General features: G+C 68.3%; 21 protein-coding genes. 4 read left to right on the top strand and 17 right to left on the bottom strand.

Annotated elements, in window-relative coordinates; translation table 11 throughout:
* Positions 1-92: 92 nt before the first annotated feature.
* Entirely contained in the window at positions 93-1,544 is a 1,452-nt protein-coding gene (locus tag BLV76_RS04125) for a tyrosine-protein kinase domain-containing protein (RefSeq protein WP_175539568.1), read from the top strand.
* Here the strand turns inward: BLV76_RS04125 and BLV76_RS04120 are convergent, their stop codons facing one another.
* The 11 genes from BLV76_RS04120 to BLV76_RS04075 form a co-directional block, all read right to left on the bottom strand.
* The gene (locus BLV76_RS04120; RefSeq protein ID WP_217630258.1) at positions 1,545-2,957 is read right to left on the bottom strand and encodes a sugar transferase; all 1,413 of its coding nucleotides are present in this window, start codon (positions 2,955-2,957) and stop codon (positions 1,545-1,547) included.
* A 1-nt stretch (position 2,958) separates the two neighbouring features.
* Positions 2,959-4,071: a glycosyltransferase gene (locus BLV76_RS04115; RefSeq protein WP_217630257.1), complete on the bottom strand. Its 1,113-nt coding sequence runs from the start codon at positions 4,069-4,071 to the stop codon at positions 2,959-2,961.
* A complete protein-coding gene (locus BLV76_RS04110) occupies positions 4,068-5,093 on the bottom strand; it encodes a glycosyltransferase family 4 protein (RefSeq protein WP_090967996.1) in 1,026 nt (341 codons plus the stop codon). The genes BLV76_RS04115 and BLV76_RS04110 overlap by 4 nt, the downstream gene beginning before the upstream one ends.
* Complete coding sequence (locus BLV76_RS04105; RefSeq protein WP_090967995.1) at positions 5,086-6,243, bottom strand: O-antigen ligase family protein; 1,158 nt, start codon at positions 6,241-6,243, stop codon at positions 5,086-5,088. The genes BLV76_RS04110 and BLV76_RS04105 overlap by 8 nt, the downstream gene beginning before the upstream one ends.
* Positions 6,240-7,298 (bottom strand): glycosyltransferase family 4 protein, encoded by a 1,059-nt coding sequence (locus BLV76_RS04100; protein WP_175539567.1) that lies wholly within the window; start codon positions 7,296-7,298, stop codon positions 6,240-6,242. The genes BLV76_RS04105 and BLV76_RS04100 overlap by 4 nt, the downstream gene beginning before the upstream one ends.
* The gene (locus BLV76_RS04095) at positions 7,289-9,562 is read right to left on the bottom strand and encodes an N-acetylneuraminate synthase family protein (protein WP_090967994.1); all 2,274 of its coding nucleotides are present in this window, start codon (positions 9,560-9,562) and stop codon (positions 7,289-7,291) included. The genes BLV76_RS04100 and BLV76_RS04095 overlap by 10 nt, the downstream gene beginning before the upstream one ends.
* 68 nt (positions 9,563-9,630) lie before the next feature.
* A complete protein-coding gene (locus BLV76_RS04090; protein WP_217630256.1) occupies positions 9,631-10,308 on the bottom strand; it encodes an acylneuraminate cytidylyltransferase family protein in 678 nt (225 codons plus the stop codon).
* On the bottom strand, positions 10,305-11,345 hold the full coding sequence (locus BLV76_RS21995) for an RNA-binding protein (RefSeq protein ID WP_139306468.1): 1,041 nt from the start codon (positions 11,343-11,345) through the stop codon (positions 10,305-10,307). Before BLV76_RS21995 ends, BLV76_RS04090 begins: the two co-directional genes overlap by 4 nt.
* A complete protein-coding gene (locus BLV76_RS04085) occupies positions 11,342-12,346 on the bottom strand; it encodes a CgeB family protein (protein ID WP_090967993.1) in 1,005 nt (334 codons plus the stop codon). Before BLV76_RS04085 ends, BLV76_RS21995 begins: the two co-directional genes overlap by 4 nt.
* 4 nt (positions 12,347-12,350) lie before the next feature.
* A complete protein-coding gene (locus tag BLV76_RS23005) occupies positions 12,351-12,842 on the bottom strand; it encodes an acyltransferase (protein WP_245734527.1) in 492 nt (163 codons plus the stop codon).
* Between the two features lie 72 nt (positions 12,843-12,914).
* The gene (locus tag BLV76_RS04075; protein WP_175539566.1) at positions 12,915-13,826 is read right to left on the bottom strand and encodes a glycosyltransferase family 2 protein; all 912 of its coding nucleotides are present in this window, start codon (positions 13,824-13,826) and stop codon (positions 12,915-12,917) included.
* 266 nt (positions 13,827-14,092) lie between these two features.
* Here BLV76_RS04075 and BLV76_RS21990 point away from each other — a divergent pair, with 266 nt between their 5' ends.
* Complete coding sequence (locus BLV76_RS21990; RefSeq protein WP_139306467.1) at positions 14,093-14,713, top strand: CatB-related O-acetyltransferase; 621 nt, start codon at positions 14,093-14,095, stop codon at positions 14,711-14,713.
* A 90-nt stretch (positions 14,714-14,803) separates the two neighbouring features.
* Here BLV76_RS21990 and BLV76_RS04065 read toward each other — a convergent pair whose 3' ends face one another.
* Positions 14,804-16,582: an ABC transporter ATP-binding protein gene (locus tag BLV76_RS04065; RefSeq protein ID WP_139306466.1), complete on the bottom strand. Its 1,779-nt coding sequence runs from the start codon at positions 16,580-16,582 to the stop codon at positions 14,804-14,806.
* A gap of 303 nt (positions 16,583-16,885) precedes the next feature.
* Between BLV76_RS04065 and BLV76_RS04060 the strand changes: the two genes are divergently transcribed.
* On the top strand, positions 16,886-17,482 hold the full coding sequence (locus BLV76_RS04060) for a glycosyltransferase family 32 protein (RefSeq protein ID WP_139306465.1): 597 nt from the start codon (positions 16,886-16,888) through the stop codon (positions 17,480-17,482).
* Positions 17,483-17,491: 9 nt separating this feature from the next.
* On the opposite strand, the gene BLV76_RS04055 is transcribed toward BLV76_RS04060, so the two are convergent.
* The 4 genes from BLV76_RS04055 to BLV76_RS04040 are packed head-to-tail and all read right to left on the bottom strand — an operon-like array spanning position 17,492 to position 20,903.
* Positions 17,492-18,289 (bottom strand): glycosyltransferase family A protein, encoded by a 798-nt coding sequence (locus BLV76_RS04055; protein ID WP_090967987.1) that lies wholly within the window; start codon positions 18,287-18,289, stop codon positions 17,492-17,494.
* Positions 18,286-19,113: a glycosyltransferase family 2 protein gene (locus BLV76_RS04050; protein WP_090967986.1), complete on the bottom strand. Its 828-nt coding sequence runs from the start codon at positions 19,111-19,113 to the stop codon at positions 18,286-18,288. The genes BLV76_RS04055 and BLV76_RS04050 overlap by 4 nt, the downstream gene beginning before the upstream one ends.
* Positions 19,114-19,149: 36 nt before the next feature.
* Positions 19,150-20,019 carry a beta-1,6-N-acetylglucosaminyltransferase gene (locus BLV76_RS04045; RefSeq protein ID WP_175539564.1) on the bottom strand — a complete coding sequence of 290 codons (870 nt, stop codon included), beginning with the start codon at positions 20,017-20,019 and terminating at the stop codon, positions 19,150-19,152.
* An 8-nt stretch (positions 20,020-20,027) separates the two neighbouring features.
* On the bottom strand, positions 20,028-20,903 hold the full coding sequence (locus tag BLV76_RS04040) for a glycosyltransferase family 32 protein (RefSeq protein WP_090967984.1): 876 nt from the start codon (positions 20,901-20,903) through the stop codon (positions 20,028-20,030).
* 99 nt (positions 20,904-21,002) lie between these two features.
* Between BLV76_RS04040 and BLV76_RS04035 the strand changes: the two genes are divergently transcribed.
* Positions 21,003-21,911 (top strand): glycosyltransferase family 2 protein, encoded by a 909-nt coding sequence (locus tag BLV76_RS04035; protein WP_090967983.1) that lies wholly within the window; start codon positions 21,003-21,005, stop codon positions 21,909-21,911.
* On the opposite strand, the gene BLV76_RS04030 is transcribed toward BLV76_RS04035, so the two are convergent.
* Positions 21,890-22,657: a class I SAM-dependent methyltransferase gene (locus BLV76_RS04030; RefSeq protein ID WP_090967982.1), complete on the bottom strand. Its 768-nt coding sequence runs from the start codon at positions 22,655-22,657 to the stop codon at positions 21,890-21,892. The two genes, BLV76_RS04035 and BLV76_RS04030, sit on opposite strands and share 22 nt — an antisense overlap.
* Positions 22,658-22,767: the final 110 nt, after the last annotated feature.

Raw genomic sequence — 22,767 nt, 5'->3', positions numbered from 1 at the left:
CTGTCCAGGTCGACCTCGCTGCTCCCATCGTGCCAGCACGCGTGTCGCCGTTTCGCCCGGTCCGCACTGGCGGACGCCCTAGACTCGCGACCATGACGTTCGGGGATTTCGTCCGGCTGAGCCGCGCCTACGTCTGGCTGCTGATCGGCTGCACCATCCTCGGCGCCCTCCTGATGGTCGCCAAGACGACGCAGGACCCGGTGCTCTACGCCGCCAACGCGTCGGGCTTCGTCAAGGTCGGCAACGCCACCACGGCGGGCGAGGAGCAGAACAACGCCCAGCTCGCCGAGGACAAGGCCAACCTCTACGCGTTCCTCGTCTCCAAGCTGCCGGTCGCCCAGCTCGTCGTGGACGACCTCGGGCTCGACGTCCCGCCGGAGGCGATCGCCGGCAACTTCTCGGCCTCGGTCGACACCACGGTCAACGCCCTGACGGTCACCGCGACCGCCAGCACCCCGCAGGACGCGCAGGACCTCGCCAACGCGGTCATCAAGGCGGTCGTCGTCTACGCAGCGCAGGTCGACAACGGCGGCACCACGCCCAAGGGCGACTCGCTCGCGACGATCGTGCCCCTCGAGGAGGCGCAGCTCCCCGGCGCGCCCTTCACGCCGAACTACCAGAAGGCCGCGATGTACGGCGCGGCCGGCGGCCTCGGCCTCTGCTACGCCTTCCTGGTGGGTCGCCGGCTCATCGACCGCCGGATCCGCTCGGCGAAGCACGTCGAGGAGGCGACCGGTGCCTCGGTGCTCGGCATCATCCCCAAGGAGGACGCGCTCGGACGCGGCCACCGTGGTGTGCGGGGCGACCTCGGCCGAGCCGCGGAGTCCTTCCGCCAGCTGCGCACCAACCTGCGCTTCGTCGACGTGGACAATGAGCCACGTCGCATCGTCGTGACCTCCGCGCTCGCCGGTGAGGGCAAGTCGACCGTGTCGTCCAACATCGGTCGCCTCGTCGCCCAGGCCGGCACGCCCGTGCTGCTGATCGACGCCGACCTGCGGCGTCCGCAGATCGCCTCGACGTTCGAGATCGACGGCGCAGTCGGCCTCACGCAGGCGCTCGCCGGCGACGTCGACATCCGCGACGTCATCGTCGACTCCGGGCTGACCAACCTCAGCGTGCTCCCGGCCGGGCGCATCCCGCCCAACCCCAGCGAGCTGCTCGGCTCGCTGCGCATGAAGCAGTTCATCGAGGACCTCTCCCACGACTACTTCGTGATCCTCGACGCCCCGCCCCTGCTGCCCGTCACCGACGCCGGCCTGCTGTCCGCCTTCTGCGACGGCGCGCTGCTCGTCCAGGCCGCCGGCAAGACGCAGATCGAGCAGAGCCAGCACTGCCGCCGCATCCTGGACCAGGTCGGCGGCCGGCTCCTCGGCGTCGTGCTCAACAAGGCGCCGATCAAGGGCGCTGCGGCCATCGCCTACGGCGGTGGGTACGGCGGCTACGGGGGCTACGGCGGCTACAAGTCCGAGTACGCCTCGCGGGAGGCGTACTCCACCGCGGGCAAGGGCCGGCGCAAGCTGTTGAAGGTCGGCAAGAAGGACTGATCAGTACGCGCCACGGCTGCCGACCACGGCCGTGACGGTGCGCGCCAGGATCAGCAGGTCCTGGACCATCGACCAGTTGTCGACGTAGTAGAGGTCGAGGCGGACGGTGTCCTCCCACGACAGGTCGGAGCGCCCGGAGACCTGCCAGAGTCCGGTCATGCCGGGGAGCACGTTGAGCCGGCGCAGCATGTCGTCCTCGTACTGCTCGACCTCGCTCGCGAGCGGCGGGCGGGGGCCGACCAGGCTCATCTCGCCGCGCACGACGTTCCAGAGCTGCGGCAGCTCGTCGAGGGAGAACCGACGGATGAATCGGCCCGGCCTCGTGATGCGGGGGTCGGCGGCGTCCTTGAAGAGGACGTGGTCGCGCGCCTCCATCTCGGCCAGCATCGCCTCGGCGTCGACGTGCATCGACCGCAGCTTGAGGCAGGTGAACTCGACGCCCTCGCGGCCCACGCGGGTCTGCCGGAAGAGGGCCGGACCACCGTCGGTGCGCTTGATCCAGAGCATCAGGCCGAGCAGGACGGGCCAGACGAGCGCGAGGATCAGGAGGGCGCCGACGAGGTCGAAGGCACGCTTGGCGTCGTTGGTGGCCAGCTGCGAGCGCGAGCGGCCCAGGTGCATCAGGGGGAGGCCGGCCACCGGCCGGATCCGGACGCGCTCGCTGGAGACGTCGGTGACGTTGGGCGCGACGATGATCTGGACGTGCTGGTGGTCCTCGAGGTCCCAGGCGAGGCGACGGAGCTGGGTCGAGGAGCTCACTGCGCCAGCGGTGAAGAAGACGATGTCGGGACCGACGTCGTCGACGACCGCCCGCACCTCGTCGATGAGCCCCAGCACGGGGATGCCGGCCGAGGTGCGCTCGAGCCCGGCGTAGTCGCTGGGCACGAGGCAGCCGATGACCTTGTAGCCGAGCCAGCCCTCGCGAGCCAGGACCGTGCTGATCTCGCCGATGTAGCCGGGGGTCCCGACCAGCAGCACCTTCTCGTTGAAGTGCCCCGCGCGGCGCAGCCGCTGGATGATCCGGCGCGAGACCAGGCGTCCCACGAGCAGCAGCAGCACGCCGATCGGGAAGTAGAGGACGAAGAAGCCGCGGGAGAGCGGGTACTGCATGAGGTAGGCCATCGTCGCGACGAGTGCGCCGGTGAAGAACGAGGCGTTGACGACGAGCTTGAACTCCTCGGTGCCGGCGCCGAAGACGTGGCGCTCGTAGGTGCCGAAGAAGACGAGCATCACGAGCCACGTGGCGCCGAAGAAGACGCTCGCCAGCGCCGTGTTGTCGAGGACGTCGCCCACGGTGTCGAAGACCTGCAGCGTGAGGCGGAACTGGATCGCGAGGACGGTCGCGACCGCGACCATGACGAGGTCGATGGCGGCGATCAGCCACGGCAGCAGGCGGATGCCTTCCGGGCGCACCTCAGACCCCCGTCCCTTCCTCGAGCGCGATCGTGCGGATCCTGTCGATGAAGCGGGCCTCGCCGAACTCCTCGGCCCGCGCCAGCAGTCTCGCAGCGTCCCAGTCCTGCTTGTCGGAAATGGCGAGACCGGTCGCGATCTGGTCGGGCTCGGGGCTGTCGAAGAAGACGCCGGTCTCGCCCTCGAGGACGGTCTCGAGGAAGCCGCCGCCCCGCAGCGCGACGACGGGCACGGCGAACGCCGCCGCCTCCAGGGGCGTCAGCCCGAAGTCCTCGTGGCTGGCGGCCACGAGCACGCCGGCATCGGCGTACACCGCTCGCAGCTGTGCGTCGCTCAGTCCACCCAGGAGGCGGACGTTGTCGGGCAGGGTCGCCCGCAGCCGCGCCTCCTCGGGACCGCGGCCCACGACGACCAGGCGACGATCGGTGCCGCGCACGGCCTCGATCACCGCGTCGACGTTCTTGTAGGGGAGCAGGCGCGACACGACGAGCGCGTAGCCGGGCTCCCAGTCGGCGAGCTCAGGCAACTGCTCACGCGGCGCGCCGGCGTCCATGCCGTGCGGCGGTGGAAGCAGTTCGGCGTCGCGGCCATAGGTCGAGCGGATCCGCTGCTGCACGACACGGCTGTTCGCGAGGTAGACGTCGACCTTGTCGGCGCGGCTGCGGTCCCACTTCTTCAGGAACGGGCGCAGGGCCATCAGCGGCGGGCCGATCGGCGAGCGCCACGCGGTGCCGCCGAGGTACTCGTCGGTCTGGTAGAGCCAGCGCGCCGGGTTGTGGCAGTAGACGACGGTGCGCGCCTCGGTGTCGAAGCCGTGCGCCCAGCCGCTGCTCGAGGCGACCACGACGTCGGCGTCGATCCGCAGCCGCGAGGAGGCCGGCGCGAGGAGGGGCAGCGCGAGGCGGTGGTCGCGGCGCAGCGGCCCGATCCGGTTGAGCGGCGAGGTGCGGACATCGGCGCTGGCGAACTCCGGGTAGGTGCCGTCGGGGTCGTAGAGCGTCGTGTGCACCGGCGCCTCGGGGAACGCCTTCATGAGCGTCAGGACGACGCGCTCGGCACCGCCGCGCTGGGTGAGGTAGTCGTGGGCGATCGCCACGCGGCCGTGCGCCTTCACCTGGTGCCCAGCTCTGCCAGCAGGGTGCGCACCCGCTCGCGACCTGCCTCGGGGGAGTACATCTCCTCCCAACGCGCGCGGGCGCGGTCGGTCACGGCGCGTACGTCGTCCGCCGGGGTCGCGAGCGCCTCACCGATCGCACGGGCGAGGTCGTCGGCGTCCCCGCTCCGGGCGACCCACGGGTGCTCGGGTCCGGCGACCTCGGGAAGTGCCCCGGCGTCGCTGATCACGAACGGCATGCCTGCCCCCATCGCCTCGGCGACGACGAGGCCGAAGGACTCCGGCGCCCTGCTCGGGAAGACGGCGATGTCGGCCTGGGCGAAGAAGTCCGCCGGCGTCACACGACCCAGGCGTCGAACCCGGTCGCCGATCGCCTCCAGCGACTCGGCGACGGGCAGGCGCTGCTCGTCCGGGACCCATCGGTCGTCCCCGGCGACCACGAGCTCGAGGTCGGACGGCAGCACCGCTGACGTCATGGCTCGCGCCACCAGGTCCACCCCCTTGTCGGTCGCCAGACGACCCATGAAGCCGACGCGTCGCAGCCCGTCGGGGCGCTGGCGGCGCTCGACCTGCTCGGTCCAGTTCGCGCAGACCCGGGCGCCGCGGATGCGGGAGGTGAGGAAGGAGGACGGCGCCAGGACGTGGTCGGCCCCGATCCGGGCAGCTGCCAGTGCGGCCCACTGGGCGCGGCTCCGCGGCAGCTGGTGCAGGTGGACGATCCGCCGCCGGTGACCGGTGGTCGCGAAGGCGGGCACCAGCCCGTGGCACCACAGCGGTCCGTCACCGCGCGTCCGGTCCCACGCCCGCAGCCGCGGGAGGTACTCGCGGCGCCCATCGGCCCGGATCGCCACGACGTCCGCGCCGACCGCTGCGGCCGCATCGAGCACGTCGGTCGGCGCATCCGGCGCCACCACCGTCACCGGGCGTCCGAGCGACACGAGTGCGGCGGCGGTCCGCACCATCATCTCCTCGCCGCCTCCGAGGTCGGGGTTGTTGGCGGCGAGGTACACGCGCTCAGCCATCCGGGCCGTCCTCGACGACGGACGCGCGGGTGGCCTGGGCCAGGGCGAACCCGACGGCGATTGCCATGGGAGTGTCGAGCAGCACCTCACCGAGCGTGATGCCCATGACGGCGACGGCGATGATCGCCGCTTGGGCGCCGGCGGCGTACAGGTCGCCGCGACGCGACTGGCGTGACAGCCTCAAGAAGGCGAAGGCCATGAGCCCCAGCACGAGCACGAGGGCACCCCAGCCGCCTTCCTGGCGGGTCGCGAGATAGCTGTTGTGGAAGAAGAAGTCGAGGTCCTGGATGCGGACCTTGGCGGTGCCCGGCCCGTGCCCGTACCAAGGTGCGTCGGCGATCTGGACCCGCTCCTGCGCGATGATGCGCTCGCGCAGGGCGTCGCTGCCCGAACGGTTGGAGAACGGTCCGAAGGTGGTGATGCTGTCGGGGATGTTTCCCACCAGCCACACCAGGCCGAAGGCGAACACCCCGCCGCCCGCGACGCCGAGGCGCCGGCCGAGCAGGACCCACACGGCCGCGAAGGCGCCCGCGAGCAGCCCGGTGCGGGAGTAGGTCAGGGTCAGCCCGGCGAGGATGGGCAGGGCGACGACCAGTCGCACCTTCCACCGCGGGTCGCTGTAGAAGACCGCGAGGACGCCGAGCACGGCGACGAAGTACGCCCCTGCGTTCGGGTCGCCGAGGTAGCCGGTCAACCGGCCGGCGTACGAGCTCGTGGCCATCCCGACCACGCCCAAGCCGATGACCGCGATCAACCCTGTGGCGATCCCCAGGCCGGCCGACCGCAACGAGACCCGCCCGGTCGCGAGGCTCCAGATCACGCCGCTGATGATCACGAGGTGTCCGACCCGACGCGTCCAGTCGATCTGGTTGGCCATCCCGGAGTAGAGCATGAGGGCGAGCAGCCCGCCGATCAGCACGACCGCCATGGCGGGGAGTCGAGCACCTCCCCGCGCGGGACGGACCAGGCACAGGCCCACCAGTGCCGCCATCGCTAGCTCGTTGACCGGGAACCCCGAGACCTCCGTCGTGCGGAACGGAAGGGCGGCCATCAGCGCGAAGTCGGTGACCCGGATGTCCCGGTCGACCTCGTCCGCCCGGGTGACGGTCTTGTCCTCGAGGTTCCACGGGGAGTCGATGCGCCTGCTCACGTCCGGCTCCCGAAGGGGACGTAGACCTCGGCGATCCGCTCGCACATGTCGGCGACCGAGAGCCAGTCGGCGAGCCCCGGCCGCGCGGCGAGGTCGAGCCCCTGCGTCTCCAGGAGGGTCGCCACGGCCTCCCGGTCCTCCGCGTCGACCAGCGCGTGCGGAGGCAGGACCTCGGGGTTGCCGCCGACGTCGCTGGCGACGACGCCCATCCCGCGTGCAGCCGCGTCGAGGAGGGCGTAGGAGCAGTTCTCCCAGACCGACATCATCGCGAGCACGTCGTGGCTCGCCATGGCGGGCTCCGGGTCGACGAAACCGGGCAGGTCAACGACGTCGCCCAGCCCGAGCCGGTCGACCTGCCCCCGGAGGGTCTTCTCCTCCTCGCCGGTACCGGCGAGGGTGAGCCGCGCCTCGGGGTGGATGCGGCGCAGCTCCGCGAAGCCGTCGACGAGGGCGGGCAGGCGCTTCTCCGGCGACAGCCGGGCCAGCGACAGGATCCGCAGCCCGGTTGTGGGCGACGCTCCCGGCACCACGTCGACCCCGTTGTGGATGACCGTGACCGGCTTGGCTGGGTGCCACTTCGCGACCATGGCGTCGGCCGTCGCCCGGCTCACCGCGACGGCGGCGTCGAAGCGCCGCAGCCTCGCGGTGTGGACGGCGGCCATGACCCGTGTCTTCGCGCCCGAGCGGTGGTAGACCACGTCGTCGCGCGCGATGCCGTGCTCGGTCGTGACGAGCGCCGGGCCCCGTCCGACGGCCAGCGCCGCGGCGATGTCGGCGTACGCGAGGTGCGCGTGCACGACGGCGGGACGCTCGCGTCGTACGACCTCACGCACGCTGCGCACCGACGGCCCGAGCCCGTGGTCGGGTCCGAACGGTGCCTCGTGGACGACGGCCCCGAGCTCGCGCAGCCGCTCCGGGAGGTCGCCCGGTGGGGTGAGGAACACGAGCCGCCAGCCGGGGATCCCGCTGGCGGCGACGTCGAGGACGTGCCTGGCCACCCCGGCGATGTTGCTGACCGGGACCACCCACAGGGCAGTCGGTGCGGTCAGAACCATTGCTCCAACCGCTCCAGGGCGATCCAGAAGCCCTCGCCGTCGTTGACGTGGCCCTGCCAGATCTCCGGGATGAAGCTCACCCCCGGTGACATGGCGTCGAGCTGCTGGGCGAGCACGGCCCAGTCGATCTCACCGTCGCCCACCTGCACGCCCTCGCCGTCGACGCCGGTCGCGTCGACGAGGTGGAGGTGCTCGGTGTGCGGGGCGAGGAGGTCGGTGGCGTCGGCGAACGACATGCCGAGGTAGTTGGCCGAGAGCTTCGAGTGCGACACGTCGAAGCACAGCCGGCGGTCGTAGCGCGCTGCGAAATCGGCCGTGTCGCGCGGGTCGACGAACAGGTTGCAGTAGAGCTGGCCGCCCATGTACCAGGGGTACGGCGGCAGGGTCTGCGCGCACAGCCGCACACCGGAGTCGTCCACCCGGGCGAGGCCCTCGGCGACGCGGGCGTACATCGCCTCGCGCTCGGCCGGCGCGACGAAGGCGTCGGTGGTGAAGCCGCCGAGGCTCGCGACGATCACGGGGCCCTCGGTCTCGCCCTTCGCGTCGGCACTGCGGGTGAAGTGCTGCTGCATCTCGCGCGTGGTGTCGACCACCCGCTGGAGCTCGCGGATCGACCGCTCCCAGTGCGCGTCGTCGGTCGAGGCGAGGTTGAGCAAGAAGTCGCCGGCGAAGAGGTCGGGGGAGTGGGTGGTGAAGCCCATCGGCAGACCGCCGTCGTACTTCGCGAACACCTCCTCGACGGGGAGGTCGAGGTCCTTGTAGGAGAAGTGGAACTCCAGGAAGTCCGGGGTCGTGTCCTTCGTCATCGCGTCGATGTCGTGGTAGCGGACGGCCAGGCCCCACGGGCGGCGGAAGTCGTAGGCGCGACCCTTGGGCGCCGCGTCGCCGAGGTCGGTGGCGTAGAAGAAGTCGCCGGCGTCGAGCGCGCGCGTCGTCGTGCGGCCCACGAGCTTGTCGTACGCATTGGGCTGGAGGCCGCGACCGGGGCTCTTGATGTCGATGTCGGCGTCGGTGAGCACCTCGCCCACCTCGATCCGGCGGGCCGCGACGAGCGACTTGGCGAGGTTGACGCGGTTCATCATCTCGCCCGTCGACACGGCGCGGGGTGCGTTGGTGCCGAGCGCCTCCTCGACCTCGCGGATGCGCTGCACCATCTCCTTGAACTCACCCGGCAGCAGGCTGACCTTGTGGTCGTTGCCCTCGAGGTCGCGGTCGACGGTGAAGTGCTTCTCGATGATGCGAGCGCCGAGCGCCACGGCGGCGACCGGCACGTGGAAGCCACGCTCGTGACCGGAGTAGCCGACCGGTGCCTGGGTGAGCTCGGCGAGCCGGGTCAGGTAGGCGAGGTTGATGTCCTTGAAGGGCGCCGGGTAGGTCGACTGGCAGTGCAGGAAGGCGTGCGCCACCCCTGTGCTGCGGACGACGTCGACGGTCTCGCGGATCTCGCCCTCGGTGGACATGCCGGTCGAGATCACCATGGGCGTGCCGCTCGCGGCCATGTGGCGCAGCAGCGCGTGGTTGGTCATGTCGGCGGAGGCGACCTTGAGCGAGGTGATGCCGTAGTCGACGAGCCGGTCGACGCTGACCGGGTCCCAGGCGGTGCACATGACCTCGATGCCGACGTCCTTGCAGTGGTCGAAGACCTCGAAGAGGCCGTCCGCGTCGAGGTTGTACTTCGCGAGCAGGTCGAGGGTGTACTGCGGACCGAGGTCCTCGCCGCCGGAGCCCGCGGAGCCCTGGCGGTAGAGCGACTCCATGTCGCGCAGCTGGAACTTCACGATGTCGGCGCCGGCCTCGACGGACAGGTCGACCAGCTGCTTGGCCAGCGACACGTCGCCCTGGTGGTTGATGCCGATCTCGGAGATCAGCAGCGCCGGTGCGTCGGGGGCGATGACGTGCGTGCCGATGCGGAGCTCGTCGGCCCGGTTGATCGCGATCGCGACCAGGTGGCCGCGGTCGTCCACGAGGGCGACGTGGTCGATGCCGGAGCCGAAGGCGTGGGCGATCTCGGCGGGGCTGCTGCCGATCGGCAGGCTGCGCGGCGCCGTGTTGGCAGCCTCGAGGGCGGGTACGTCGGTCGTCAGGCTCTCGGCGCTGCTGACCCACCGCCGGAAGTCGCCGTCGGACAGCACGCCGTCGAGGTGGCCGTGGGAGTCCACGAGGAAGATGACGCGCGCCTTGTTGGCGGTGATCTTCTCCAGGGCGCGCAGGACCGGGTCGCCCGAGTAGACGACGTAGGGCGTGAGGTCACGCTCGATGATCAACGCCGGAACCTTCCATCAAGGAAACGTATGGGACCACCGTAGCCAGCCATGCGGTTTCTCGTGGCGACTCAGCTCGATGAGCGGCCCATGAGGCGCAGCGCGAGCGCCACGTCCAGCTCGGTGTCGATGTCGATGCCCTCGTCCTCGTGCATCACGAACATGCCGATCCGGCCGCCCAGCCGGTTGTCGTGCTGCTCGTAGATCCCGGTCCGGGTGACGTAGAGCGAGCCGGTCTCGCGGTAGCGCCTCGCCTCGGGGGTGAGGTCCTGCCGCCGCGGCCGCGCTGCGACGTCGTACGCCGCGGTGGGCGGGTCGCCGGCCTGCCAGATGAAGGGCGGCTGCTCGACCACGCCGACCATCGAGTCGACGCCGGTCTCGGCGAACTCGGCCAGCGCGCGGGCCAGCGTGTCGTCGTGGCGCACGGGTGACGTCGCCTGGAGCAGCATCACGGCCTCGGGCCGGCCGCGCTCGGCGGTCACCTGCTCGATCGCGTGGCGCACGACGGGCTCGGTCGGGGTGGTGTCCCGGGCGAGCTCCTCGGGCCGCAGCCACGGCACGCGCGCCCCGGCGGCTCGGGCGACGTCGGCGATCTCCTCGTCGTCGGTCGAGACGACCACGTCGAGCCCGGGGACGGCGAGCGCGTGCTCGATCGTCCACACGATCAGCGGCTTGCCACCCACGTCGAGGAGGTTCTTGCGGGGCACGCCCTTCGAGCCGCCGCGAGCAGGGATGACGCAGAGGGTCACGAGACGGCCTCGGTGAGGATCTCGGCGATCCGACGGGCCGGCTCGAGGTCCGTCCGGTCCGGCGCGGGCGTGGGGGTGTCTGCGAGGCGGTGCATGCCGTAACGCTCCCAGAACTCGCCCAGCCACGCTGGCGGACGGGGGAAGTCGACCCACGCGTCGCGACCCCGGGCAGCAGCCTCGAGCACGCCGGTGGAGAAGACGCTGACGATCGGAGCCTCGAGGTCGATCAGGGGCACACCGCTGGTGTCGACAGTGATCCCGGCACGGGCGTACGCCGCCAGCACCGCACGCGACACGGCGTCCCGCTCCGACGGGTGGGGTCGGTAGACCGCATGGTGCTCCCGGCACGTGGCAAGCGCGGCACGGGCGAGGCGCGCGCGGGAGATCTCGGCCGCGTGTCCCTGGCCGAGGTAGACCAGTGAGGTCGCTGGTCGAGCAGGGCGCCCAGCGCCCGTGTCGACACCAAGACCCGCCCGCCACAGCAGCTGGCTCCCGGCAACGGTCACCTCGACGTCCTGCCGGCCCGAGGTCCAGAACTCCCCGTCCCGCTGGCTCCACGCGAGCAGGTGTGCCGCCCGTGGCAGCGGCGGAGCGAACGGCGTCAGCGCCCCGTGCTGCGAGACGAAGTAGCCGAGGTCGTGCTCCTCCGCGAGGGCGAAGGCGGCGGCGCCGATCTCGGTGTAGTGGCCCGCGGCGAGGACGGCCCGGTGCCCGACCAGCCCGGTCAGCTCACCGAGCCCGATCGTGCGCCGCGCGTGGGCGGCGTACGCCTCCGGGGGCTGCCAGCCGGCCGGCGCGACGATCGTGGTGCGGGCCGGATCGAGGTGGGCGAGCGGCGCGACGACGGCGTTGGACACGCTGGCATGGGTCGCCTCGACGGCGACGAGGAGGTCGGCGTCCGGCCCGGGGGTGAGGAGCTCGGCGGTCCCGGGTGCAGGGGGGCGCAGCCGCGACCTGACTGCTCGCGCCGCGCCGCGCACGGGATGGCGCGACTCGTGCCAGCGTCGCCAGGCGACCAGGTCGGCGGGGTGCCTCACGCCGTGTCCCATGCGCCCTCCAGGACGGCGACTCGATGGTCGAAGGTGTGCTCGGCCAGTGTCCGCGCACGCCCCGCACGTCGGATCCCGTCGGCCCACGAGGCGTCCGCGACCGCCCGCCGGCACAGCTCGACCAGCTCCTCAGGTGTGTTCCACGTCAGGACCTCGGTGCCGGCCTCGTAGAGGCCTTCGGTGTCGTCCCGGTCCAGCAGCTCCACGCCGCCGACACCGGCTGCCTCGAAGGTGCGCATGGTGAAGCCGTCCTGGTCGCCGTGGAGGTTGAGGGTGGCCGCCGACGCCGCCATGACGTCGTAGGCCGCCGACCGGGCGAGGTCGCGACCCGCCGGCAGGTCGGGCGTGCCGATGCGCCACGTCCTGAGCCGGTCCACCGGGTGGCTCGACCAGTCCCGCCCGTAGGCGCGCACCGGGACGTCCGCGTCGCGGAGCAGGGCGAGGGTGTGCTCGCGTGAGGGGTAGCGGGCGCCGATGAAGGTGATGTCGGCCGAGCGGCGCGACGTGGGCCCGGGCACGAGTCGGTGGTCGAAGGCGAGCGGCAGGTGGCGGGTGTCCAGCTCCGCCGCGTCGAAGTCGACGTCGTCGAGGGCGGAGTACGTCGCGATCGGGCCGATGCCGGCGAGCCGCTCGGTCGTCCAGCGCGTGCGCCGGACCTCGTCGTAGAGCCACGTGACGCGGGGCAGGCCCGCGATCGCCGTCCAGAACTCGTCGCCGAGGGTGTCCCCCTTGACGACGACGACCGCCTCGGGACGGGCACGCGCGACCGCCGTGACCGCGCGCTCGGTGGCCTCGCGCTCCAGGCCCCGGTGCCGGCCAGCGCCCAGCTTGTGCGGCAGCTGGTGGCGCAGCTGGTGCCACACGCGGCCGGCCGGGCCGCCGTTGTCGTCGTAGACGTGGGTCGCGACCTGGTGGTCGCGGGCGGTGAGCGCAGCGGCGATGGAGGCGTGGTAGCCGTGGAACCCCGGGCTCACCAGCAGCACCCTCATGACCTCATCCTCCGACGGGCCTCGCCGGGATGCCCACGACCGTCTGGCCGGGGGCGACGTCGCGGGTGACGACCGCGTGAGCGCCGACCGTCGCACCGTCGCCGATCGTGACGCCTCCGAGCACCACGGAGCGCTGTCCGAGGAACACCCGGTCGCCGATCGTGATGGGCCCGGTGCCGTGGACCTGGTGGCGGTCGTCGCGGTCGTGGTCCGAAGACCCGACGAACACGCCGTCAGCCAGCACACACCCCGAACCGATGGTCACGGGGTCGAGCGCATGCAGGTGGACACCATGGCCGAGGTAGGTGTCGTCACCGATCCGCAGCTCGCCACCGCCCGGCTCGCTCGCCAGCCAGGCGCTTTCGAACACCGAGCAGCCCGAGCCGATGTGGATGCGCTCGACGCCCTGCAGCTTGAGCGGCCTGACGATCACGGTGCCCTCACCGATGCTGCCGAAGGCCTGGCGCAGGAGCAGCCGGGTGCTGATCTCACCCACACGCCATCGCAGGCCAGACCTCGCACGGGTCAGTCGCCGCTGGAGGGTCACAGGGACACCCTAGGACCAGCTCTACCTGCCGGCTCGCTGACGGCCGGCGCGGGCCGAGGCCTGGAGCGTGAGCGCGACGAGCTTGTGAGCCACGTAGTGCGGCAGCACGGGGATGGTGCGGTCGAGGGCACGTCCTGCGTAGGAGACCGTTCGGACATTCGCTGCGCGCGACGTCGCCACGACGAGACGGTCCCAGGTCGAGGTGGCCGGGCCGGGCGCCGGCCACGCGTTGCCGTGCTTCGAGACGAACTTCTCGAAGGCGGCGCCCGATGCGTAGGCGCGCTCAAGACGTTCGACGGTGCTCGTGACGGGACCGTGGTGCAGCGTGGTGAATCCCGGGGCGATGAGGATCTCGCGCTCGAGGAGGTGCAGGCGGTAGCCCCACTCGATGTCTTCCCAGCCATATGCCCGGAAGTCCTCGTCATAGCCCCCGACCCGGCGGAAGTCGTCCGCCGTCGTGGACACGTTCCCCGACCACCACTGCCATGTCCGGTCCGGCGGTGTCGCGAAGGCGGCAGACCGGATGTCCTCGTCGGCCTCGATCCCGTAGGCCCTGGCGTACGGCGTGTCGGGGAAGACGTCCTTGCACATCGCGATGACCCCGCGAGAACTCTCGGCGTGGAGACGGACGTGGTGCTCGACGAAGTCGCTCTCCAGCTCGAGGTCGTCGTCTGCCCGGATCAACACATCGCCGGTGGCGTCGAAGAAGCCGGCGTTGAGCGCCGCGGCCCGTCCGCGGTTCTCGGGGAACACGATCGAACGGACCGGAGCATCCGCACCGAGCCGGCGTACGACGGTCTCGGAGTCGTCGATGTCGCCGTCGAGGACGACGATCATCTCGACGTCCTGGACGGTCTGTGCCCGCAGCGACGCGACGAGGACCGGGAGTCGGGCTGCCCCGCCACGGGAGGGTACGACGATCGACGCGCGCATCATGGGAAACCTTACTTGCTCCCAATGACGCGCGGGCCCGTTTTGCGCTTCGCCCGACTGTCGAGGTGGCAGCCTCGATTGACCGCGTGCTGCACGTTGGCTGTATGCCCAGCCTTCGCGAGTAGTGGCCCCGACAGTGCTGCTGGACGTCGGGTCGACCGTGTTCGAGACGCTCTATGTCGGTTACGCGCCGAACAGTGAGGCGCTGATCGCTTTTCCTGGTGTGCCGAGGCCATCAGGCGTCTGCCTGCATACCATCCTCCGGCATGGGGATGGCTCGACAACTTCTAGGTGAGTACCGAGTTCGGGTTCGCGCCGAGCAGGAACGCAGGGCGCTCTCCCTCCGCACCGGAGTCCGCATTGGTGGTCAGGCGAGCCTTGTCGCCGAGTACGGCGAGGGCGTCAGGGTGTCGAGTACGACCATCGTGGACGACGATGTTTCGATCGGCGACTATTCGTACGTCGGGTATGGCTCGTCGTTGGAGAATTGCAGGATCGGACGCTACTGCTCGATCTCAGCCGGCGTTCATGTCTGTCCAGGCGAGCACGTCCTGTCATACGCGACGACACATCCAGTAGCGCTCAATGGCGAGGAGCCAAAGCGTGCCATGGTGACGATCGGGCACGACGTTCTGATCAGTTTGAACGTCGTGGTGCTCGCTGGGGTCACTATCGGCCACGGCGAAGTGCTCGGAGCTGGAGCCGTTGTGGCCAAGGATGTGGCGCCTTACGAGATCGTAGGCGGGGTCCCAGCGCGTCGGATCGACATGCGATTCGACGCTGACACTGTTGCAAAGCTGCTCGACATCTCGTGGTGGGACTGGTCTCGTGATCGCGTTTTCCGCAACCAGGAATTCTTGCGCAATCCGTCGGAACCGACGGCCTAGCCGGGCGCCTCGGGACAGCGGTGTTCAACAGATTTGAATCTGCATCGCATTCAGTTGGCCCGGGCAGCAAGACCTGACAAGCCAGCCCATTCAAAGCGTTCCGAGTTCCACCAATCGTGCGAACTCCTGGTTGGTTGCGCGCAGTTCGTCAAAGGTGCCTGTCGCCGCGACACGGCCCGACGACAGCAGCGCGATCTGGTCACAGTGGCGGACCGTCGACAGTCGGTGGGCGACGATCACGAGCGTGGTGTCTCCGTGAAGACCGCGCACAGTGTCGCTGATGCGGTGTTCGGTGGCATTGTCGAGGGCTGACGTCGCCTCGTCCAGCACCAAAAGCTGAGGGTCGCGATAGAGCGCACGCGCGATTCCGACGCGCTGACGCTGCCCGCCCGAGAGTCGGGTGCCGCGTTCGCCGACGTGCGTCTCGAGTCCCTCCGGGAGCTCGGCCACTAGATCAGCCAATTGGGCGCTGGCGACAACCTCCTCCATAAGTTTGTCGTCGGACGCCTGCCCGTCAGGTGAGAACGTGATGTTGTCTCGAAGGGACCCGTCTAGGAGAAAGACGTCCTGCGGCACCACCGCAAGCCCTGCCTGCCAGCCGGTGCGACCCGCCACGGTGTCCTCCCCATCCGCTGTGATGGCGCCTGACGCAGGTGTCTGCAATCCGAGAATGAGATCAACCAACGTCGACTTGCCGGCGCCGCTACCACCAACAAGTGCAAGTGAAGATCCGGCAGGCACATTGAGGCTGCATTCGGTAAGCACGTCGGTGGTGGAGTCGTCGTAGCGGAAGCTTACCGACTCGAGCCGGAGCTCCTTCCGAAGCGGCATCGGGTCGCGTGCGACCACCCGCGCGGGCGGGGTTGCTCGCATGGCGCGGATGTCGTCCTCGATCAGATCGAGCGCCGGCCCGCCAGACCTGATCGTGTTGAGCGAGGCAACGATCCTTACGCTGCCGGGCATGACGCGGAATCCGGCAACCGCGAACAGCGCGAGAACGGCAAGTGCGTGTCCCGAAGACTGCTGAGCAAACAGCACTGAAGTCATCGCCCCAATGCCAATCACGAAGAGTGTCTCAGTCGCGTATTTGGGAAAGTCCGACAGGAACGTGATGATGCGGCCCTGCATCGCCGAGGCCATCTTGGCGTCGGCGAAGCCGTCTACAAAGATCTCCTGCTCGTTCCGAAGTTTGATCTCTTTGATCCCGCCGAAGCTCTGCAACGCGTACCGCATGGAGATCAGGTTTGCGTCCGTGATGGCCCAGCTCGCGTGCATCACCCGACGCTTCGAGTATCGCTGGAGAAGGTAGCCGCCCAGACCGAAGATCAAGACTGCGACGAGGGTTGGGAGCGGTGCGGCGACGAGTAGTGCGACAGTCATGCCTGCCACCGTCACGGCGTCGGTGACGACTCCAACGGCGGGGACGAGAACCATCCCGAAGACATTGTTCACAGAGTCGTTGACCCGGCGCAGTAGGTCTGCTGAGCCCCGCTGGACGTGCATGCTGTAGGGAGCGTGGAGGTAGTAGCGCATCAGCTCGGCGGACAGATCAACCATGCGTCGGCTGACGAATCCGATGGTCCACCACCGGATGGCGAGCGAGAGGACACTTCGGCCGATGAAGCCGATCCCGACGGCAGCAGCCAGGACGATGGCAAGAGTGTCGTCCGCCGGATCGCCGAGTACGTGACGGATCTTGTCAAGGACGCCTGATTCGGTCTGCGTGATGAGCTGCATGAGTGGGATCACCATCAGCGTCGCGAGCACCTCGACCAGAGAGATGACGATCGAACCCGCCAGAGCCAGCGAGAAGCGCCGGGTCGTCAGACGGTCAAACAACCGTAGAGCTCGTCGCACGAGGTCAAGCACGTGGTTACCTTCGCGGGTGGCGGTCAGTATCGACAAGTCTAGGAGAATCGTCGTATGAGGTCCGACCCTTTGCCAACCCGGCTGCGGTCACTCAAGCACACGGCATGGCTGGCGAGGCGACGAGCGTGGGCAGGCGTCGAGCCCTACCTCGCGCCCGGCATCGACACGGCGCTGCGTCGCTACACGCAGCTCAGACCACCCGGAGGCGATGCGGTCGGTCCGATTTCGGCTCGTGCCGCCCCGCGTCGGATCTTTTGCCTCTGGACTGGGGACAATCCGATGTCGAGTAACCGAGTGCGCGCCGTGACCGAGATCAGAAGGCTGAACGAACCCGATGTCGAAGTGATCGTGGTCAAGCCAACTGACATCGAGCAATGGATCGTGCCGGGACATCCACTCCACGAAGCCTACGAGGGTCTCGCCCTGATCCACCGCGCCGACTATTTGCGGACGTACCTGATGCACCACCATGGTGGCGGTTACTCGGACGTCAAGGCGGCCAAGAACAGCTGGGGGCCGACCTTCGAAGCGCTCAATGCAGACGACAGTTCCTGGATCGTGGGGTATCCCGAGGTGAGCTACCGCATGGTGGCCCCGGCGCCACAGCCGCTCCGGCGACACTTGCGGGTTCACTACGCCCGGCTTCTGGGGAACTGCGCGTATGTGGTCAAACCCGGCACACCCTTCACCGCGAGGTGGCTGGCCGAAGCTGACCGTCGACTCGACGTCTGGAAGGACGACATCCTGACCTGGCCGGGACAAGTTGCGTCCGGGCCTCCGGGATATCCACTCCCTTTCTACGGTCTGCTCGGCGAGATATTTCATCCCTTGTGCCTCGAGTTCAACGAACGGCTGCGCTACGACACACGGCTCATCCCGCAGCTCCACGACTACAAGTGAACTTGAGGGTCAACCTCGGCGTGCCATGCTGACGATGCGTGTTCTCAGACGCTCAGAGCGCCGTTCTCGAACGGCCTGCAACTGGTTGAGATGAGCCGCCAACAGTGTCGTGGCCTCAACCGGGTAGGAGTTCACGATTGGTAGTCCGGCCCTGAGGACGTTCCCCCGGGTGTTCTCTTGGATGTCCCACGGAACATGCGATGTCACCTGGTCGGGTCTTTGTCGATAGTGGAGTCCGATCATTGGGAGCACCGTCACCCCCCTGCCGAGCGCAACGAGCTTCACCCAGAAGTACCAGTCCTCACCCCACCTCAGGTCGAGCGGATAGCCGCCGCAAGCACGCCAGTCAGATCGTCGGAACAGAGCCGTCACTGGAAGTTGGTTGGAAACGAGCCAATCAGTGGGATGGGGCGTCCGCGGGTGCACAACGGCGTTGCTGGACCCGAACAGCTCAGTCCCGCACCCAACGACGCCGATGCTGACGTCGCTGTCGAGCACCCGCCCTGCCGCGCTTGCGAAATCGGGGGCCAGTCGGTCGTCCGCATCCAGGGGGAGGATGTAGTCGCCGGTGGCTGCCTCTATCGCCGCATTGCGGGCCGCTGATACGCCCGCGTGCGCACCCCTCATGACCTTGACTCCGAGGTCAGGGAGCGCGTCCAGTGCTCTCAGGGTTTGAGTGTCCGACGACCCGTCGTCGGACACGATTACCTCGATGTCTTCGTGGTCCTGTTTGAGCGCGCTCTCGATCGCTTCGTGCAGGTATGTCCCGTCGTTGTAACACGGGACGACGACAGTGATTCGCGTCATCGCGACACGCTGCGGACCAGCGGCAACACACGGGCGAGCAGATCGTTCGCTCGTCCGTAGCGCCGGCGGAAACTGTCGAGCACCATGGTCTTGCTCTCGAGATAGTCCGTCACGACGTCCATGTGAGCCGCATACAGGTCGGGCTGGTCCCGCATCGCTTGAATGACTGCCGTGGACGCTGTACGGCTGTCCATCGACCGAGTCATCTGACCCGGTCGCTGCCGATAAAACCAGACCACTTCCTCTAGTAGGTGCACCGAACGTCCGAGTCCCAGAATCCTTAGCCAGTAGATCCAGTCCTCTGCGAACCTGGCCCCTTCCGGATAGCCACCCACAGTTGCCCAGTCTGCGCGGCGGGTCACCGAGCAGGTGTATAGGCAATTCTCGAACAGCATTCCTTCAATGCCGTTGTACGTCGGGTTGACGCGTCCCTCTCGCATCCCGAAGAACTCGATCTGACCACCCACGATGCCGACGTCCGGGTCGCCATCTAGGACCCCGGCAGCCATCTCTGCGTAGTGCGGGCCAATGCGGTCGTCGGAGTCCAGCGGGAGTATGTAGTCCCCCGAAGCCTGACGAATTCCTGCGTTGCGCGCCGCAGGCAGGCCCAAGTTCTCCTGGCGGTGGACAACGACGCCGTCGCGCTCCACGGACTTCAGAGCAATTAGAGTGGCCGGATCAGTCGATCCGTCGTCAACGACGATGATGTCGGCCAACGCATGGGTCTGCGCCAACGCACTGTCCACGGCCTCGTGCACGAACGCGCCGTCGTTGTAGCACGGGATCACCACGGACACTCGTCCAGGTGAAGCGCTCGATGTCATGTCACCACCCTAGATGTGATGGACCCATGGCTCACGTCAGGTGAGGTGGCCGACGACGTTGTCGACTACTTGACGGTCGGTCGATGACACAAACTTGCGTGCGAACATCCGATCGGAGCTCATGAGCTCGTCGAAGTCGGCTCCGGTAAAGACGTGGGGTCCGCCACGATCCCAGTCAATCAGGCGCGCACTCCCACGGAACTCATCGGTCTCGTCGTAAAGCCTTTCACGGAACTCGGAGTTCCACACGAGTGTCTGCATGTAGACCTCGGTGGGAACGTGCCCGAAGCGCAGCAGCCTTCGCACGACCCCCTCGTTGTCCAGGAGGTGCAATGCCAGCGAATGGGTGATTGAGAACCAGTCGCTCCCCTTCCGCAGCTCAAGGCCGAACTTTCGCGAATGGTCGTAGCCCAGCCGCCGCTGCAGTCGGATGATGTTTGCGGTGCCCCGATTGCGGACGATGTACTGGACGCGGTTCGCGGGTCTCATGAAGCGGTTGAAGAAGTGCAGCTCAGTCACCCAGGTTCGATCGAACGGTGTTGCCGCGTATCCGACAAACTCTCGTCCCTCGTGAATTGTGAAGAACTCGTGGATTGCGTCCTGCGACTTGATGGGGAGGTCCGAACCAGACAGCAGGTGGTAGTAGTTGAAGCGCCCTGGGGTGGCCGCCTTGAACAGCCGAAAGACGGCGGCAACCTGTGAGTAGTCTCCCCAGTGCACCTTCGTCCGGTCTACAAAGGTCACTCGGCAGCGACAGAGGCTGCGTAGTCGAGCGGGATCGGCCGCCACGAACCGACGGTCCAAGTGAACAAAGATTTCATTGCGCTCGTCGTCGATCAGTCGCAACAGATTCTCGAGAACGTAGAGGTCGTTGTAGGCGGTGATGAGGTATGCGTGTCGGGACATCGGGTGGCCTAGCGGTAGTCGACGAGAGAGGGCCGGAGTCGCTCGTCGAGGATGACGTGCTCCAGATACTTGAAACACGAGGGCTGGAATGTGGCACCCTGCAACGCACCCCATGGCACTGGGTACCCGACGTTGTCGCCGAGAATGTTGCCCGGCGATTTCGCGAGTCGCGGCGCATAGGCCTCTAGACGTAGGGATACCTCGGCATACCACTCTGTGGTCAGAGGAGTCGCAGGCCGAGCAATGAACGCTCCGTTCGCGGGCAAGCGACGGTGGTGCAACTGCAGACTCTTGTAGATCGTGCCGGGTTCGTCCGAGACATCCCGCGCGCTGCGTTCGGGATACCCCAAAAGCCACATCTCGGGTTGCTGCCCCAGCCGGTCGAAACACGGTGTCAGATCGCCATAGTCACGCTTGATATCTGCATATGCGCCGCCATGATGATGCATGAGATAGCAGCGCAGAAAGTCGGACCGGTGCACCAAGGAGAGGTCCCAGTACGCCGCCGGCAACGGACTGTCCTCGACGACCCAGTCGGACAGGGTGCCCGGTGTGACAAGCACGACGTTGAGCGTCGGGTTCTCCTCGCGCAGTTGGTGCAGCGCGTCCGCACGATTGGGGGTGAGCGGGTTGTCGCCGGTCCAGAGGCAGAAAATCCTGCGCTCCAATCGGCCCGGCGCCACCTCGATCGTCCCTTTCGGGACGCGGTCGACGAACGAGTCGGGGAAGTCGCCGACGCCGAACGACGGAGGCGTCAACCGGCTCCGGGTAGAAAGGACCTTGTCGCGGCCTGCCCCAACGATGCTGTCGATTGTCCTCAGTCCACGCTTCTTGCCGAGCCAGGCGGTGTGCTTGATCTCCCTCGCGCGCGCCGACAGATCCATGTCGCCATGATAGTTAGACCTGCGGGCGAGTGGGTTCAATCGCCCTACCTGGACTCGAAGAGTCGGTGAAGGGCGGCAAGAGTGGGAGTAGGTGAACAGATGAGCGTTTCGATCGTGATTCCGCACTACGGGGCGGACGGACCGACGAGGGCACTAGTGGCGCAGCTCGCGCCGCAGGTAGTCGAGAAGGATGGCCAGATCATCGTCGTGGACGACGCCTCGCCGGAGCCTCTGGAGGACATCCCGGGCGCCCGGGTGATCCGCCGCGAGGTCAACTCCGGCTTTGGCGCCACCGTCAACGCGGGCGTCGCCGAGGTGACCACCGAGCTCGTCGCGATCCTCAACAGCGACCTCCAGGTCGCCGACGACTTCATCGAGACCTACGTGGCCGCTGCGCGCCCGTGGCTCCCTGCGGTCGTCGCACCACGCGTCGTGACCCACGGCCACGACGGAGCCACGTCGTTCCGCTTCCCGACCGCCCGGACCGTCCTCGCGCAACGGATCGGCCTGCTCGCCAACCGGCGTGATCGCCGGTGGGCGTCGGACCTCATCGGCGAGGACAAGCCGCCGAGCCCGGAGGACGAGCACGTCGTGGACTGGGTGTCAGGCGCAGCGATGCTCCTCCCGACAGCCGACCTGCGCGCCGTCGGCGGCTTCGACGACCGCTTCCACATGTACCTCGAGGAGGTCGACCTCCAGCGCCGGCTGCGCGAGCGCGGGCTGAAGTCCGTGTACCTCGGCCACGTCGTCGTGCACCACCTGGGCTTCGGGTCCTCCGATCCCGGCAAGCGTGAACGGTGGCAGACCGAGTCGTGGGTCAAGTACGCCGACAAGTGGGGCTGGCGCAGGCGCCTGTGGCTCGCCATGGAGGGCGCCTCGGCTGCCAACCTGTTGGTCGACTCGGCGAGGCGGGCACTGGGGCGGGACACCACGCCCGTCCGGGACTGGAAGCAACGACGCGCGCTCACGCACGAGGTGTGGAGCGGTCAGGCGCGCCGCGAGTCGTAGTAGAGCCAGACCGACTTGGGCGACGTGCCCGTGAACTCGGTGCCCCACTGGTCGTAGACGCGGATGTCGGTGAAGCCGGCCTCCTCGAGCTGCTTCGTCTGTGCCTGGGGCGTGACGTAGTAGTGCAGCAGCGAGTAGTTGTGCGCCTCGTCGTTGACGAACGCGTAGTCGGGCGTCTCCACCTGCTCCTTGCGCAGCCGTCGCCAGTTCTTGTGGGAGATGATCGCGTGCGCGGACTTCTTGAGCATGACGCGGCCGGGCTTGAACGGCGGCTGCCACGGCAGGAGGCCCCGCCGGTAGTAGTCACGGTTGTGACTGGAGAACATCCAGTGCCCACCTGGCTTGAGCACGCGTCGCACCTCGGCCAGGACCTGGAGCCTGCCTTCGTGGTCGAGCGAGTCGAGACCGTTGAAGCTGAAGTTCACGAAGTCGAAGCTGGCGTCCTTGAAGTCCGACATGTCGCGCGCGTCGCACCAGAGGATCTCGGCGTCGGGATAGATCTGCTGCGCCGCCTTGACCAGACCGTGCGAGTAGTCGACCCCGACGTAGTGCCCGACCTTCGGGAAGAGGTACGCCGTGGTGCGGCCCGCTCCGATCCCGATGTCGAGGAGTCGCCCGGCCTTCAGCTCCGCGTTGAGCGGCTCGAACATATTGAGCTCGGCCTGTTGTGGGGGCGCCGCCGACTTGTAGATGTCGATGACGCCGGCATCCTCGTAGATCTGCTGGTTGTCGTCGCTGGGAGCCACGTCACGAGACTAGTTGCTGTCGGCGCCGCACGGGTCGGGAAGCGCGACGTTTCCTCGGTGTCGGACGAAGGTGGTCGCTAGAGTTCCGAAGGTCGCCGCCCCTCGAAAGG

Source organism: Nocardioides exalbidus (assembly GCF_900105585.1).
Lineage (GTDB): Bacteria > Actinomycetota > Actinomycetes > Propionibacteriales > Nocardioidaceae > Nocardioides > Nocardioides exalbidus.
Note: the sequence above shows the minus strand (reverse complement) of the source record. Positions and strands in the feature narration are given on the sequence as shown.